This is a genomic window from Rhizobium mulingense, from assembly GCF_029194105.1.
Lineage (GTDB): Bacteria > Pseudomonadota > Alphaproteobacteria > Rhizobiales > Rhizobiaceae > Rhizobium > Rhizobium mulingense.
Window position 1 is genome coordinate 160,886 of the sequence record NZ_JARFVE010000012.1, and the last position, 12,756, is coordinate 173,641.

The window sequence follows — 12,756 nt, forward strand, 5'->3', positions numbered from 1 at the left end:
CTGGCTTTCAGGGGTGAGAAGCGGGATGCAACGGACATCCGGACAGATGTCGACGAACAGGCTTTGCCTGCTCGGGAGGCCGCGACTGCTGGCAGCGGGGAGGGAACTCCCCTTGCCGGAGAAGTCTTATTTTCTCCTCGCCATGCTCGCCGCCGAAGCCGATCTCGAGCTCGACCGCGAAACCGTCAGACGCCAGCTCTGGCAATCGGAATTGCCGGAAAAGCGCGCAGGCAGCCTGCGCCAACTCCTGGCGCGCATCGAGCAGAGCATTCCCGCCGGCCTTCCGCCGCTACTGGCGACGACCCGAACCCATATCGGGCTTGCCGATGGCTGGGAAGTCGACGTTCATTTGCTGAAGCAGAAAGGGCCGCTCGCCGCTGAAGACGGCGACATCCTGAGTGGCGAACTGCTCGAAGGCGCCAAATCGCCGACGCAGGGGGCCGAGGACTGGCTGACCTTCGAACGCCAGCGTATTGACGAATTGCGCGCCGCCCATCTCACCCGGCTGGTCGAAGCTGGCGAAGACAGATCGGAGGAAGAGCAGGTCGCCTTTGCCCGGCGTCTGCTGGAACTCGACCCCGCCAGCGAGACGGCCTATCGCGCCCTGATGCGCCTCTATGTCAGGATGAACGATCCGGCCGCGGCCCGTCAGGCCTATCTGAAGTGCAAGAGCCAGCTGAAGGACGACTTCGATACCGAGCCGGAGGAAAGCACCAGCGCGCTTGCACGCGAACTCGGCCTGGTCCCGGCAGCACAGGCCGCGGGCGAGCGCCCGTCTTCCGCGCTCGGCGGCTTCGCCGACCCGCTCGGCCAGCCGCGGATCATCATCCTGCCGCCTGAAAGTATTTTTACCGATCCGCTGATGGAGCGCGTCGGCCGGGCCCTTCTCGAAGACGTCACCATCGGCCTCAGCCAGCAGCGCGGCTTCAAGGTGATCGCAGCCCATACGAGCCTCGAGATCCTCAGCCGCTCGGTCGATCCGGCGCGCGCCGTCCCCGGCCCCCTCGACCTCAGCTTCGACTATGCGGTCTACGTCACCATCCAGGGCCGCGACGAGGATGTTTATGCGACCTGCCGGCTGACGCGAACGACGACGTCGGAGGTGATCTGGGCGCTGGAACTGCCGCTGGTCATGCAGAAGATCAGCGAATCCTTCGCGCATCTAACACGGCGGATTGTTTCATCGCTCGCCGACACGATCGAGCGCCACGAACTGGTGATGCCGATCGGCGATGCGCCGCCATCCGCCTACCGTCTCTATCTGGAAGGCAAGCGGCTGATCGCCCAGACCGACCTGCAGCATCTGCGTCAGGCGCGCAAATGGTTCAAATCATCGCTCAATCGCTACGAGAATTTCTCGGCCGCTCATGCCGGCGTGTCGCGCGCGCTGGGCATGGAATGGCTGATCCGCGGCATGCAGGACACTGATCTGCTCGACGAGGCGAATGGGGCCGCGCGGCTCGCCCAGCAATCCGACCCGAACAGCGGCCGGGCCTACCGCGAACTCGGCTTCGTGGCGCTGTACCGCCGCCGTTTCGACGAAAGCCTAGAATATTTCCAGCAGGCTCAGGATCTCAATCCCAACGATGCCGACATCCTCGCCGATTATGCCGATGCCCTTTCCCATGACGGCGATTTCGATCGCTCACTGGAGCTCAGCCGCGCCGCATTCAGGCTCAACCCGCTGCCGCCGGACTACTATTACTGGAACCTCGGCGGCATCCACTTCATGCGCGAAGAATACGAAAAGGCAATCAAAGCGCTGGAGCCGGTAAAGGCCAAACAGGCGACCGCTCGCCTGCTCGCCGCCTCCCATGCCATGGCAGGCGATAGGGGTAAGGCGGGAAACTACGCACGCGTGGTGCTGGAAAACTTCCCCGATTTCCGCAGCGAAGATATTCGTCATTTCGTCCCCGATCGCGATCCCGCCTTTACGGAACCGTTGATAAAAGGCCTACAATTAGCCGGTCTTCCTTAATTGCACGGCCTTTTAACGAAGCCTGTAACGCTTAAATGACGCGGACAATGTTTCTCTCCGATGGTTAACGGCAGCAACGCGCTGTCCAGCCAATAGGAGATGAACATGCAGACGAACGCTGAAACCAACGCAGGTCAGACACAGTCCCTGCGCTTTTCCACAGCCGCCAAAGCAGCCCTGAAGCAGGACCAGCTGAATGTTTCCGCCAACGCGCTTGAGAGTCTGACGCATGCGCTGAGGTTCCGATAGGAACAAGATCGGTATGTCCGCCTTCGCCGACCTTGAAGCGCTAGCCGGTGACCTCGAACGATCATCGGCCGGCATCAGCGACTATCATGACCGAGCGGTCACGCCCGCGCAGACATTGGCCGCCATCAGGCCGCATCTGCGCGAATTCGGCATCACGCGCGTCGGCCTGTTGACCGCCCTCGATGTGCTGAACATCCCCGTCGCCTTCGCGACGAGACCGAACAGCCATACGCTTTCGGTCTTCCAGGGCAAAGGTATCGACAATGATGCCGCTATGGCATCAGCCGCCATGGAGGCGATCGAGACTCGGATCGCGGAAATTGCGCCAGCCGACCTGACACAGGCGACCGTCGAGAGCATGCGGGCGGAAGGCGCCGCCATGATCGATCTCGACAATGTTGCGCGTTGCGCGCCCGATGACATCGGCGGCGGCCCTATCCCCTGGTGCTCGGGCCTCGACATCCTCTCCGGCAGCAGCGTCGTTGTCCCCTGGTGGCTCGTCGGCCTCGACCATCGCGGCGAGCGGCCGTCGGGCTTTGAGCAGTCGAGCGACGGGCTGGCCTCCGGCAACACGCCGTCCGAAGCGGTCCTGCATGGGCTTTGCGAGCTGGTGGAGCGCGACGCCTGGGCCCTGACCCAGCTGAAATCGCCGCAGCGCCTCAAGGAGAGCCGCATCGATCCCGCCTCCTTCGGCGATGCGGTTATCGATGTCATGACCGACCGGATTTCGCGCGCCGGCATGCGTCTGCTGCTGCTCGACATGACCACGGATATCGGTATCCCGGCCTTTTTAGGCGTCATCATGCCGGGCAATCTGTCCGACCGCGTCGATGCGCGCTGGGCCCATCTCTGCGGCGGCTGCGGTTGCCACCCCGACCCAGTGCGTGCCGCGCTGCGTGCCATCACCGAGGCGGCGCAGAGCCGGCTGACGGCGATCGCCGGCAGCCGCGACGATTTCTCGCCGCGCATCTATCAGCGGCTCGACAAGAGTGCGGCGATGCAGCAGGTGGTCGAACTCTGGGACGGCGATAGCCGAATGCGCTCCTTCCAGCCCCGCCATCGCCGTCCCGCAACCATCCAGGAGACCATCGGCCATATTGCCGACCGGCTGACGGCAACCGGCATCGAGCAGATCGTCGTCGTGCCGTTTCCGCATTATCAGGCTCTGCCGGTCTCCGTCGTCAGGGTAATCGTGCCGGGCCTGGAGGTCGATATTTCAGGTCAGTACATCCAACTCGGCCTGCGCGCCGTCAACACCATGAGGGGAGCCCAATCATGAAGGTTCTGTTCGTCGGTCCGAGCCTTGGTGGCGGTCTTGCCGCAGCAAGAAACATGTCTCCCTGCATCGATTTCCGGCCGCCTGCCGTCTGCGGCGACATTCTCAAAGCGGTGGAGGATGGGGCCACCGCGATCGGCCTCGTCGACGGCTATTTCGGCGATCTGCCGTCGGTCTGGCACAAGGAGATTCTCTACGCGCTCGAACAGGATGTCGCCGTTGCCGGCGGCGCCAGCATGGGCGCATTGCGGGCCGCCGAATGCGCTCCTTTCGGCATGGTCGGGCTCGGCTCGATCTTTGAAGATTACCTGTCCGGGCGGCTGCTCGACGATGAGGCAGTAGCGCTGGTGCATGCGCCGCAGGCGCTCGGCTGGCTGCCGCTTTCGGTGCCTTGGGTCGATTTCGAACCGACGATCAACGCGCTTCATGTCGGCGGAGAGATTTCGTCGGGCGAGCGCAAGAAACTGCTGCTCTCCGGCCGCTTCCTGCATTTCTCCGAGCGCACCTATGCGAGGGTGGTGGACGAGTGCCATTTCCGCAAGCCGCGCCGCGACCATCTGCTCGCCGCCCTGCGCAAGAACCGGGTCGAACGCAAGCGGGACGACGCGCGGCTGGTGCTGGAATGGCTGCGCCGCGACGAATTCGTGCCCATCAACCGTGACTGGCACTTTGCCGCGACCTCTCACTGGGAGCTTTTGCACGCCGAAGTCACGCGTAATGTGACGCCTGTAACGCTTGTATAACGGTCATGGCGAAAAGATGCAGTGGTGATGGAATCTGAGGCCTCCACGGCCAAAGGGGCGGACAATGTTTGAACAACATAACGAAGGTACAGGCAGTGAATACGCAAGGATCTTCCGGCTGCTGTCGGCGGCCAAGGAGGAGGCTGAAAAGCTTCAGCTGCGTAATCTGATGCACCTGACGAACATGGCGCTGCTGCAGGTCGTCATCGATTGGGACGGCATAGATCCGGACAGGGAGCTAGACGTCAACCTCGAGAAACTGCTCGGCAGCAAGGCCAAGATCGCAATGAAGGACGCCAGCGAGAATCTGATCCTGATCGATCGCCATTGACCTTCATGCAGTCCGTTCGGAACGCGTGAAGAAGATCCGGCCTATTCGGCCGCTTCACCGTCCATCTGTTCGGTGTGGGCGATTGCCTGGACGAGCTTCAGGATCTTCTTGCGAAGCGCTTCGTTCTTGATCGAGAAGAACGCGGCGTTGAGAAGGACGCCCTCGCGCGAAATAACGAATTCCTCGCTGGGAGCGGGGTTGTCGTTGGCCGTATCAGGAGTGGACAGGTCGTCGAAGAACGTCCTGACGTCGACCTTCAGCGCACCGGCGATTTCGACCAGCATGCTGGCGGAAACGCGGTTGGAGCCTTTTTCGTATTTTTGGATCTGCTGGAATGTCACGCCGACGCGATCGCCCAATTCCGTCTGCGAAACTTTCCGCAGCAGACGCTGTATGCGGATGGTCTTCCCGACATGAACATCCACTGCGTGCGGTTCTTCTTTCATTTTGTTTTCCCTCCTGAGGACACGGAGATGAGGTTATTCGCCATATCCGTGTCTGACAACTTTTACCTGAGTTACATAAAGCTAGCAATTGCCCCGCTGTAAGTCGTCCCAAACCGAAACATCACCACGCTTCATATTAGCAGGAGCAAAAAGCATGCCAAAGTAGTACTTTTGGACGACACGTCACCTGATTTTGGGACGTGGCGTCGCTACGGGAAAGAGGGCAGCCTACCCTTGATGCCAACCGCCGGCATGATCCGGGATTACCACGCCCCGCGCCTGAGAAGCTGCGCAAAAGAGGCTGCAATATTTTGAATTAATTAGCCTTAAGTCGATTGCGATTTGGCAGTTATGCCGTCGCAAGCGCAAAGTTTCGATCGAGCCTGTGCCCTTGTCGTCAGAGCGGATATCTGATCCGTGTCGTAGCGGCTTCGAAGGGTCGGCAAGCGCGATGGGATCCGGAGGGCCGGATGCAGCGAGCTTGGCACGTTCTCGAAATATTGTTCGTGCCTAGGTGGAGAACAGTCACCCGCACGCGTGCCGGCTTTTTATTGGCGGCTGCTCGAATGCGCCGCCGAACTCGATCCAGCCTATGCCTTGGCGCATGGCAACGCCGCGATGTGCCATCATTGCCTGTTCCTGCACGCGGGCTCGCTGGAAGCCAACCATGCGGCTTTGATAGACTATGCCCGCGCGGCCATCCTCCACGGGCAGGATAATGCCGCCCCCTTGATCCCGGCAGAAGCCGCGTCAGAGTGACCAGATCCGTTGGGCATTGGCGAAGAGCAGCTTCGAACGTTCCGCCTCGCTGCTGCCGGAGAGCGCGGCGTGGGTCGCAGCGACCCAGGTGGAAAGGCCGCCACCGAGCGTGCAGACCGGCCAGTCGCTGCCCCAGACGACACGGTCCCAGCCGAAACTTGCGATGACATGTTCGATGTAGGGCCGCAGCGTCTGCGCCGTCCACGTCGCGGCATCGGCATAGGCGACAACGCCCGAAACCTTGCAGATGACGTTCGGCCGCCGGGCGATCTCTGATATGCCGGCCTTCCACGGCTGGAAGGCGTCCGAGCGGATATCGGGCACGCCGCAATGGTCGAGCACGAACTGCACATCCGGCGCAAGGTCGACGAGGGCGGCGACGCGTCCTGCCTGATGCGGCAATGTGCAGAGGTCGAAGGTCAGGCCGCTGCCGCCAACGCGCCTTATGTTTTCGCGAAACAGCGTACCTTCCGAGACGTCGTCGGCCACGACATGCAGCACGCGACGAAATCCTTTGACGAAGGGATCGGATTTCTGCCGCTCGAGATAAGCGGCAAAGCCCTGATCTTCCGGCCGGCAGGAGACGATGGCGCCGGCAATCAGGCTGCCGGGCTTTTGGGCGATAGCGGCGATGTAGTCGGTCTCGGCCTGCATGGCGGCCGGATCGACATCGACTTCCATATGCAGCGCCGTGGTGATGCCGCAGCGGCGCGCTTCGGCTGCATAGGTCTCGTAGAGAAAATCCTGGTCGAGCGCCGGCACGCCGGAGAGCCAGGGATAAGGCAGCGCCGACCGATCGATAACATGCAGATGGGTGTCGATGAACACGGGTTCCTCCAAGGCTGGCTTGCGGCAAGCTATCCCTGGTGAATGGATTGTTCAAATAGAAATTCGACAGTTCAGGCCGGCATGCTGACGTCGGAGCCGGCAAGCTGTGAGAGTTCGGCGGCGGTCTTCTGCAGCAGCATGATCGTCTGAGTGATGTCGGGCGCCGACGGCGCATTGACGAGCGCGATGAATGGACAGGTGAGGGCAGCAATGCAGCGCCGATCGGGCCCGAGCACCGGCGCCGACAGATTGTAGACGCCCGAGGTCTGTGCGCTCGCCATCATCTCATAGCCGCGCTCGCGGATCTGATCGAGGCGATCATAGAACTCGGCGCCGAGTTCGATATCGGCGCGATTGCGCACATGTTCCGATATCATCATCTCCCGCTCCTCAGCACTGCGGAAGGCAAGCAGCACATGCCCCGAACCGGTGTCGAAGAGACTGATATGGGCGCCGATGCGGATCGAGAATCCCCAATAATCCGGGGCCTCCTGCTGGGCGATGACAACGGCGGCGCCGCGATCGAAGACGGCCAGGTGATTGGCCTGACGCGCGCGCTGGGCGAGATCGCGCATCAGCGGCGTGGCGTAGGAGGCGAGCCGGCGCACCGGCGCATGCAGTTGGGCAAGTCCGAAGAGCTTCAGCGTCAGCGAATAACGATCGCCGTCCAGCCGGGTGACGTAGCCGCGACGGACCAGCCGGTCGAGCATGCGATAGAATTCGTTGGGGCTGCGGTCGAGCCGCTTGGCGATTTCCGCCTGGGTGAGGCCGCTGTCGACGCCGGCAAGCAGTTCCAGGATGTCGAGGCCCTTGTCGAGGGCCGGAGCGCGGTAGCGGTCTGACTCGTCGGGCTCCATTTCATCCTCCTGTGAATATAATTCTGCATATACGCAGAACCGCAGCCGGAAAAGCAAAACTTCGCGCTTGACCCTTGGCCAATCGTCTGTTTGTCTATAAACAGACAAATCATTGTTGAAGACAGCGGATCGGCGGGAACGACAGGGAAGCCGGCATCGTGTTTTGCCGCAGGCGGGCCGCAATCCGCAAAGAAGGAAAATGGCAGGCGCTGATAGACAAGCTATTCCATCTCAGCCCGGCCTTCGCCAAGATATGACCGTACGCACCGCCAGCGCAGACAATTCCAGAAAAGGCCCGTGACATGACAAACAGACTTTCCGGCAAGACCGTTCTCATCACCGCCGCCGGCCAGGGCATTGGCCGGGCGACGGCGGCAGCCTTTGCCGCGATCGGCGCCAAGGTCCACGCCACCGACATCAACACCGAGGCGCTGGCGACGCTGGCTGCGGAAACCGGCGTTTCGACCCACAAGCTGAACGTGCTCGAGGAGGATGCGGTCAAGGCCCTCGTCGCCGAGATCGGCGCGGTTGACGTGCTGTTCAACTGCGCCGGCTTCGTCCATGCGGGCTCGATCCTGGAGATGAAGGATTCCGATTTCGAATTTGCCCTCGATCTCAACGTCAAGGCGATGATCCGCACCATCCGGGCCGTGCTGCCCGGCATGCTGGAGCGCAAGGACGGGGCGATCATCAACATGGCCTCGGTGGCTTCCAGCATCAAGGGCGTGCCGAACCGCTTCGCCTATGGCGTCACCAAGGCCGCCGTCATAGGCCTGACCAAATCCGTCGCCGCCGATTATGTCGCCGAAGGCATCCGCTGCAACGCCATCTGCCCCGGCACGGTGGAAAGCCCATCGCTGCAGGACCGCATGCGTGCCGGCGGCGACTACGATGCGGCCCGCGCCGCCTTCATTGCCCGCCAGCCGATGGGCAGGCTCGGTTCGCCGGAGGAGATCGCAGATCTCGCCGTCTATCTCGCCGGCGCTACCTATACTTCGGGGCAGGCGATCGCCATCGACGGCGGCTGGACGATCTGACCCGGCGCATGTCGCGCAAAACTGTGCAGCGGTTTTCGATGACGGCATGGGTAAAACAAAGACCTAAAGCGCGAGGAGCGAATCGGAAAGATCGCAACGCGCTTCAGCCGATGAGGAGCCGGCAGGCTGCCGGCCGATCCGGCTATCGTATTTGGGAGGAACAATATGAGCCGCATCACCGACCTTCGCGTCTTCGATCTCCGCTTTCCTACTTCGCAAAGCCTCGACGGATCCGACGCGATGAACCCCGATCCGGACTATTCGGCCGCCTATGTCATTCTCGACACGGATGCGCCTGATCTTGCCGGCCACGGCCTGACCTTCACCATCGGCCGCGGCAACGATATTTGCTGCATGGCGATCGAAGCGATGCGCCACCTCGTGGTCGGCGTCGATCTCGACGAGGTGCTCGCCCATCCCGGCAAATTCTGGCGGCATCTGACGAGCGACAGCCAGCTGCGCTGGATCGGCCCGGAAAAGGGCGCCATTCACCTGGCGACCGGCGCGGTCGTCAACGCCGTCTGGGATCTGCTCGCCAAGCAGGCCAAAAAACCCGTCTGGCGGCTCGTCGCCGAAATGTCGCCGGAAGAAATCGCGAATATCGTCGATTACCGTTACCTCACCGACGTCCTGACGCGCGATGAAGCGATCGCTATTCTGAAGAAGGCAGAAACCGGCAAGGCGGAACGTATCGCCACTCTCGAAAAGGAGGGTTACGCCTGCTATACGACCTCGGCCGGCTGGCTCGGTTATGAGGACGAGAAACTGCGCCGCCTCTGCCGGGAGGCGATCGACGCCGGCTTCAACCATATCAAGATGAAGGTCGGCCGCGATCTGGAAGACGATATCCGCCGTCTGAGGATCGCCCGCGAAGTGATCGGTCCCTATCGTTACCTGATGATCGACGCCAACCAGGTCTGGGATGTCGGCCAGGCGATCGACTGGGTCAAGGCGCTTGCTTTCGCCAAGCCCTTCTTCATCGAGGAACCCACAAGCCCCGACGATGTCGCCGGCCACCGCAAGATCCGCCAGGCAATCAGCCCGGTGAAGGTCGCAACCGGCGAGATGTGCCAGAATCGCATCATGTTCAAGCAATTTATCGCCGAAGGCGCGATCGATATCGTCCAGATCGATTCCTGCCGCATGGGCGGGCTGAACGAGGTTCTCTCCGTCCTGCTGATCGCCGCCAAGTTCGGCCTTCCGGTCTGGCCGCATGCCGGCGGCGTCGGCCTCTGCGAATATGTGCAGCATCTGTCGATGATCGACTATGTTGCGGTATCAGGCACCAAGGAAGGCCGCGTCATCGAATATGTCGATCACCTGCACGAACATTTCCTCGACCCCTGCCGGATCGAGGACGCCGCCTATATGCCGCCGACCCTGCCGGGCTTTTCCATCGAGATGAAGCCTGCTTCGATCAACAACTATACATTTCGAGGCTGAGGAGCCAGCGCCGCCACCGGCCGAACCGATGGCGGCAGCCGGAGAAGGGATTCTCTCCTCTCAAACCAGCATCGACTGCTGGGCGGAGATACCCGCCGTCGCGCCCTGCGATATTGCCGTGGTGACCGAGGCCATGGCTGGGTTTGCAAGATCGCCGGCGGCGTAGATGCCGGGTATGCTGGTTTCGCGGCGCTCGTCGACCTTGAGTGCGATGCCCAACGGCGTATTGACCATGGCGAGGCCTAGTGATTCATGCAGGCTTGCGGATGGCTTGTTGCGCGGATGCGCGAACAGGATGTCGACGCCGGCATTGCGGCCGCTATCGAGATTGACGGTGGTGATATGGCCCCGGTGATGGGCGATCTCGATGATCCGGCCGTCGACGACAGGTATGTTGCGGCGCGCCAGATCGGCCCGGATATCGGGTGCAATGTCGTGACCATCGGCGAAGACCGTCAACGTTGCGGTCCAGTCGTGGTACAGCCTGACATAGTTGTGCGACGGCGGGCCGGACCAGACGAGGCCCCAATGCTGGTCAGCGACTTCAAAGCCATCGCAATAGGGGCAGGGCACGATGGATGTGCCCCAGCTTTCGGCAAAGCCCGGAACCTCAGGCATCTGGTCGGCAACGCCATAGCTCAGGATCAGGCGGCGCGCCCCAAGGCTTTCGCCATCGCCACTGAGGACGGAGAAATTGTCGATGGCGCCGGAGATGCTGTCGGCCCGGGCATTGACCAGCTTGACGGTGGGATAGCGGGCCAGCTGCTGCCGCGCCTCGGCCAGGATGTCCAGCGGCGGCTTGTGATCGTGGCCGAGCAAGCCATGCGAGTGGCCAGCGAAGCGGTTGCGCGGCAGGCCGGTATCGAGAACGGTGACCTTGCGGCGGGCACGGCCGAGCTGCAAGGCGCCAGCGAGACCGGCAAAGCTGCCGCCGATGATGATAACGTCATCCATGGTGATAAGCTCCGTGTTGGGGATGGAGGGGGGCGAGCTCAGCCTGGCGCGCAGGTTTGTCCGGCGATACGCATTCGATATCGTTGGGCGGCCAAAGGAAATTTGATTTGGAGGACACGATAAAATCCACTCTTGGAATTTCGGACACTACGTAGTATCGTAATTCAAGAATAAAGATACTGTCAAGGATTGGAATTGTCGTGACCGAAATTAGTCAAGTCCGGCGCGGCCGGCCCGCCAATGAGGCGCTTGGCCAAACGATTGTCGACGCGGCGAGCGAACTCTTTGCGGAATTGGGTTTTCACGCGACGACCTTGGACAAGGTCGCCCAGCGAGCCAAGATATCCAAGCTCAGCATCTACAAGCACTTCGAGAACAAGGAGGCGCTGTTCGGGGCGGCCTTTACGGCCCGCTGCCATCAGTTTTTACCACAGGCCCTTTTTGAAGGCGTCGACGGTTCGGTTGAAGATCAGCTCATGGCGGTGGGATCATCCCTGCTTCGTACGCTGTTGAGATCGGACGTGCGCAGTGTCGAAGCCATGGTCATGGCCGACGTCACGAGCCAAAAGTCGTTGAGCAAGCTCCATTACGAAGCCGGCCCCGCCCATATCATCGCCCAAATCGAGGTCCTGTTGCGTCAGTTGCACGCGAAGGCGGTTCTGAACGTGCCCGATCCTCTTCGGTCCGCCCGCTTGTTTGCCGCGCTTTTCAAAGGATCCGATCTCCTGATTATCGCACGCTTCGATGAGGCGCGAGCAGAGGACGACAACGAAATCGAAGCCTATTGCCGGTCGGCTGTCGCCATGTTCATCGCCGCGCACGGTGGCAGCGGCCAAGCGGGCGGATAACCCAGTTAAGAACGGATCAGAACAGGATATGGCATGGCAGAGAGAAATGTTTATCAGGTAGCCGACTGGAATGGCCAAAGCGGGGAGCGCTGGGTCGCTTACCAGGCCCGGCTCGATGCCATGATGGCAGTCTTCGGACAGGCCGCGATCGAAGCCGCCGCGCCCGCTACGGGCGAACGCGTGCTGGACGTCGGCTGCGGCGCGGGGGCGTCTAGTCTGGATCTGGCCGCCCGCGTCGGCGCGGGAGGCCAAGTGCTGGGCGTGGACATATCCGAACCGCTGATCGGCAGAGCGCGCGCTTTAGCGCCGCAGGACACGCCGGTCCTGTTCCAGGTGGCCGACGCCAGCAGCACCGAGTTGCCCGGGGGCGCGTTCGACATCCTGTTCTCGCGCTTCGGAGTGATGTTCTTTGACGATCCGACAGGGGCGTTCGCGCATATGCGCCGTGCGCTCAAGCCGGGCGGGCGGGTCGCTTTCGTCTGCTGGCGCGGCATGGCCGAGAACGATTGGGTGCGCTTGCCGATGGGCGCGATCAAGGGCATCCTCCCGCCGATGGCGCCGCCCGATCCCGAAGTGCCCGGCCCGTTCTCGTTTGGCGACCGGGGGCGGGTGGCGCGTATCCTGACGGCGGCTGGCTTCACCGATATCGCTATCGCGCCCTTCGATGCTTCCATCCCGTTCGGCGAGGGCGGGACGCGGCGATCGACGACGCGGTGAAGATGACACTCGAGGTCGGCCCGCTGTCGCGCGCGCTCGCTGATCAGTCAGACGACATCCGCGCCCGCGCCTCGGCCGCGGTTCGTGCCGCCTTCGCGGACCGCCCCGGCGAGCGGTCGATAATGATCGACGGCGCGGCGTGGATCGTCACGGCGCGCAATCCGGCAAGCTGACACGGATTAGCAGAGGTAGACGCCCCCCGTGGAGCGGGGCGTCTTTGGCCGGTCAGCGGGACCGGATGAGGGCGTATTCGCCGGCAATCTCGGTCTCGGACGTGAACGCCAATCGTC

The 12,756-nt window shown here is 62.1% G+C and carries 13 protein-coding genes and 1 pseudogene; 10 read left to right on the forward strand and 4 right to left on the reverse strand.

Features of this window, described 5'->3' with window-relative positions; all coding sequences use genetic code 11:
• The first annotated feature begins 25 nt into the window (after positions 1-25).
• From PYR71_RS24375 to PYR71_RS24395, 5 genes are all read left to right on the forward strand, one after another.
• A complete protein-coding gene (locus PYR71_RS24375; RefSeq protein WP_275621171.1) occupies positions 26-1,978 on the forward strand; it encodes a BTAD domain-containing putative transcriptional regulator in 1,953 nt (650 codons plus the stop codon).
• A gap of 105 nt (positions 1,979-2,083) precedes the next feature.
• Positions 2,084-2,227: a hypothetical protein gene (locus PYR71_RS24380; RefSeq protein WP_183916547.1), complete on the forward strand. Its 144-nt coding sequence runs from the start codon at positions 2,084-2,086 to the stop codon at positions 2,225-2,227.
• Between the two features lie 13 nt (positions 2,228-2,240).
• Complete coding sequence (locus PYR71_RS24385; RefSeq protein ID WP_275621172.1) at positions 2,241-3,506, forward strand: YcaO-like family protein; 1,266 nt, start codon at positions 2,241-2,243, stop codon at positions 3,504-3,506.
• Positions 3,503-4,246 (forward strand): TfuA-like protein, encoded by a 744-nt coding sequence (locus PYR71_RS24390; RefSeq protein WP_183916551.1) that lies wholly within the window; start codon positions 3,503-3,505, stop codon positions 4,244-4,246. The genes PYR71_RS24385 and PYR71_RS24390 overlap by 4 nt, the downstream gene beginning before the upstream one ends.
• A gap of 64 nt (positions 4,247-4,310) precedes the next feature.
• Positions 4,311-4,577, forward strand: coding sequence for a hypothetical protein (locus tag PYR71_RS24395; protein ID WP_004668299.1), 267 nt, complete (start codon positions 4,311-4,313; stop codon positions 4,575-4,577).
• 41 nt (positions 4,578-4,618) lie between these two features.
• Here the strand turns inward: PYR71_RS24395 and PYR71_RS24400 are convergent, their stop codons facing one another.
• Positions 4,619-5,023 (reverse strand): helix-turn-helix domain-containing protein, encoded by a 405-nt coding sequence (locus PYR71_RS24400; RefSeq protein ID WP_004668301.1) that lies wholly within the window; start codon positions 5,021-5,023, stop codon positions 4,619-4,621.
• 537 nt (positions 5,024-5,560) lie between these two features.
• On the opposite strand from PYR71_RS24400, the gene PYR71_RS24405 reads away from it, so the two are divergent.
• Complete coding sequence (locus PYR71_RS24405) at positions 5,561-5,782, forward strand: hypothetical protein (RefSeq protein WP_275621173.1); 222 nt, start codon at positions 5,561-5,563, stop codon at positions 5,780-5,782.
• Here the strand turns inward: PYR71_RS24405 and PYR71_RS24410 are convergent.
• Together PYR71_RS24410 and PYR71_RS24415 are read right to left on the reverse strand one after the other, a co-directional pair.
• Positions 5,774-6,610, reverse strand: a complete 837-nt coding sequence (locus PYR71_RS24410) for an amidohydrolase family protein (protein ID WP_275621174.1) — start codon at positions 6,608-6,610, stop codon at positions 5,774-5,776. The genes PYR71_RS24405 and PYR71_RS24410 overlap by 9 nt on opposite strands.
• Before the next feature lie 71 nt (positions 6,611-6,681).
• Positions 6,682-7,467, reverse strand: coding sequence for an IclR family transcriptional regulator (locus PYR71_RS24415; protein ID WP_275621175.1), 786 nt, complete (start codon positions 7,465-7,467; stop codon positions 6,682-6,684).
• Positions 7,468-7,769: 302 nt separating this feature from the next.
• On the opposite strand from PYR71_RS24415, the gene PYR71_RS24420 reads away from it, so the two are divergent.
• Both PYR71_RS24420 and PYR71_RS24425 read left to right on the forward strand, forming a co-directional pair.
• Positions 7,770-8,504 (forward strand): SDR family oxidoreductase, encoded by a 735-nt coding sequence (locus PYR71_RS24420; RefSeq protein WP_275621176.1) that lies wholly within the window; start codon positions 7,770-7,772, stop codon positions 8,502-8,504.
• A gap of 165 nt (positions 8,505-8,669) precedes the next feature.
• On the forward strand, positions 8,670-9,947 hold the full coding sequence (locus tag PYR71_RS24425; protein WP_275621177.1) for an L-fuconate dehydratase: 1,278 nt from the start codon (positions 8,670-8,672) through the stop codon (positions 9,945-9,947).
• A gap of 60 nt (positions 9,948-10,007) precedes the next feature.
• Here the strand turns inward: PYR71_RS24425 and PYR71_RS24430 are convergent, their stop codons facing one another.
• Positions 10,008-10,901, reverse strand: coding sequence for an NAD(P)/FAD-dependent oxidoreductase (locus PYR71_RS24430; RefSeq protein WP_275621178.1), 894 nt, complete (start codon positions 10,899-10,901; stop codon positions 10,008-10,010).
• 200 nt (positions 10,902-11,101) lie between these two features.
• On the opposite strand from PYR71_RS24430, the gene PYR71_RS24435 reads away from it, so the two are divergent.
• Together PYR71_RS24435 and PYR71_RS24440 are read left to right on the forward strand one after the other, a co-directional pair.
• Entirely contained in the window at positions 11,102-11,749 is a 648-nt protein-coding gene (locus tag PYR71_RS24435; protein ID WP_275621179.1) for a TetR/AcrR family transcriptional regulator, read from the forward strand.
• 33 nt (positions 11,750-11,782) lie between these two features.
• Positions 11,783-12,639 (forward strand): annotated as a pseudogene (locus tag PYR71_RS24440) (class I SAM-dependent methyltransferase).
• Positions 12,640-12,756 lie beyond the last annotated feature (117 nt).